Annotated in this window: 3 protein-coding genes; 1 reads left to right on the forward strand and 2 read right to left on the reverse strand. The window is 41.1% G+C overall.

Annotated features, from left to right (window positions below; translation table 11 throughout):
• Positions 1 to 112: 112 nt before the first annotated feature.
• Positions 113 to 517 (reverse strand): methylmalonyl-CoA epimerase, encoded by a 405-nt coding sequence (mce, locus tag ACTHPA_RS18480; protein ID WP_440502415.1) that lies wholly within the window; start codon positions 515 to 517, stop codon positions 113 to 115.
• A 114-nt stretch (positions 518 to 631) separates the two neighbouring features.
• Here mce and prli42 point away from each other — a divergent pair, with 114 nt between their 5' ends.
• Positions 632 to 727 carry a stressosome-associated protein Prli42 gene (gene prli42, locus ACTHPA_RS18485; RefSeq protein ID WP_440502416.1) on the forward strand — a complete coding sequence of 32 codons (96 nt, stop codon included), beginning with the start codon at positions 632 to 634 and terminating at the stop codon, positions 725 to 727.
• Positions 728 to 758: 31 nt separating this feature from the next.
• Here the strand turns inward: prli42 and ACTHPA_RS18490 are convergent.
• The coding region (locus tag ACTHPA_RS18490; RefSeq protein ID WP_440502417.1) for a BrxA/BrxB family bacilliredoxin at positions 759 to 937 on the reverse strand (179 nt) is incomplete at its 5' end.

Genomic DNA, 937 nt, shown 5'->3' on the forward strand with positions numbered 1-937 from the left:
GGCTGTCAGTTTACCTTTTTCATGCTGTTTCGCAATCCGTTCGTCGCCTCCGCCAAGTTCAATTTCACGTTTTCTATCATACAATTCATTAATTTTATCATAAATGTCCATTCTACTTTTCCCCTTTGTCACATAGTTCGTACAATACACCAAAAGACGATTTCGGGTGCATGAATGCCACTTCCGCTCCGCCCGCTCCTAACTTGGGCTCCTCTTGCAGCAATTGAACGCCCTTCTCCTTCAACTCATCCATTCGCGTACGAATATCTGTTACACCGAAAGCGATATGATGGATTCCTTCTCCGCGCTTTTCGATGAATTTCGCAACTGCTCCTTCTTCACCGATCGGCTCTAGCAGTTCGATTTTACAATTTCCTGCATCGATGAATGCGACTTTCACTTTTTGACTTTCAACCTCTTCAATTCCAAGCAGTTTCAACCCTAATGTTTCTATGTAATATGGCAGTGCATTGTCCAAATCTTTAACGGCAATCCCGATATGATCCACTTTATTCATTTGAACGCCCCCCTTCAATCCATTGTAACGTTTTCTAATTAAATCCGCTACATCTTGAGAATTTTATGGAATCTGTTAAAATGGAAGTATCTATAACGTGAGGAGATTTGCCAGATGAGCAATAAAAAAGTGCAGAAAGTTGTTGTCTATTTAATGATTGCGGCTATGGTCGTTTCAACTGTTCTTCTTGGTTTGAGCGTACTATTATAAGAACAAAAAAACAGTCCCGGGGGACTGTTTTTTATATTTCTTCACAGAACTCTTCAAATTGGCTTTGCAAGTTTGTAACAACGGACATCGGATCATGGCCTTCAATTTCATAGCGCCCGATTTCTGCAACGAGTTTACCGTCCTTTAGTAATGCGAAGGATGGAGATGAAGGTAGATGGTCTTCACCGAAAATCATACGTGCATATGCAG

Origin of the sequence: Sporosarcina sp. SAFN-015 (assembly GCF_051966875.1) — a bacterium.
Lineage (GTDB): Bacteria > Bacillota > Bacilli > Bacillales_A > Planococcaceae > Sporosarcina.

Bases quoted from the DNA above. Each gene is read 5' to 3' on its own strand.
- mce (WP_440502415.1), bottom strand. From the start codon at position 517: ATGAATAAAGTGGATCATATCGGGATTGCCGTTAAAGATTTGGACAAT.
- prli42 (WP_440502416.1), top strand. From the start codon at position 632: ATGAGCAATAAAAAAGTGCAGAAAGTTGTTGTCTATTTAATGATTGCG.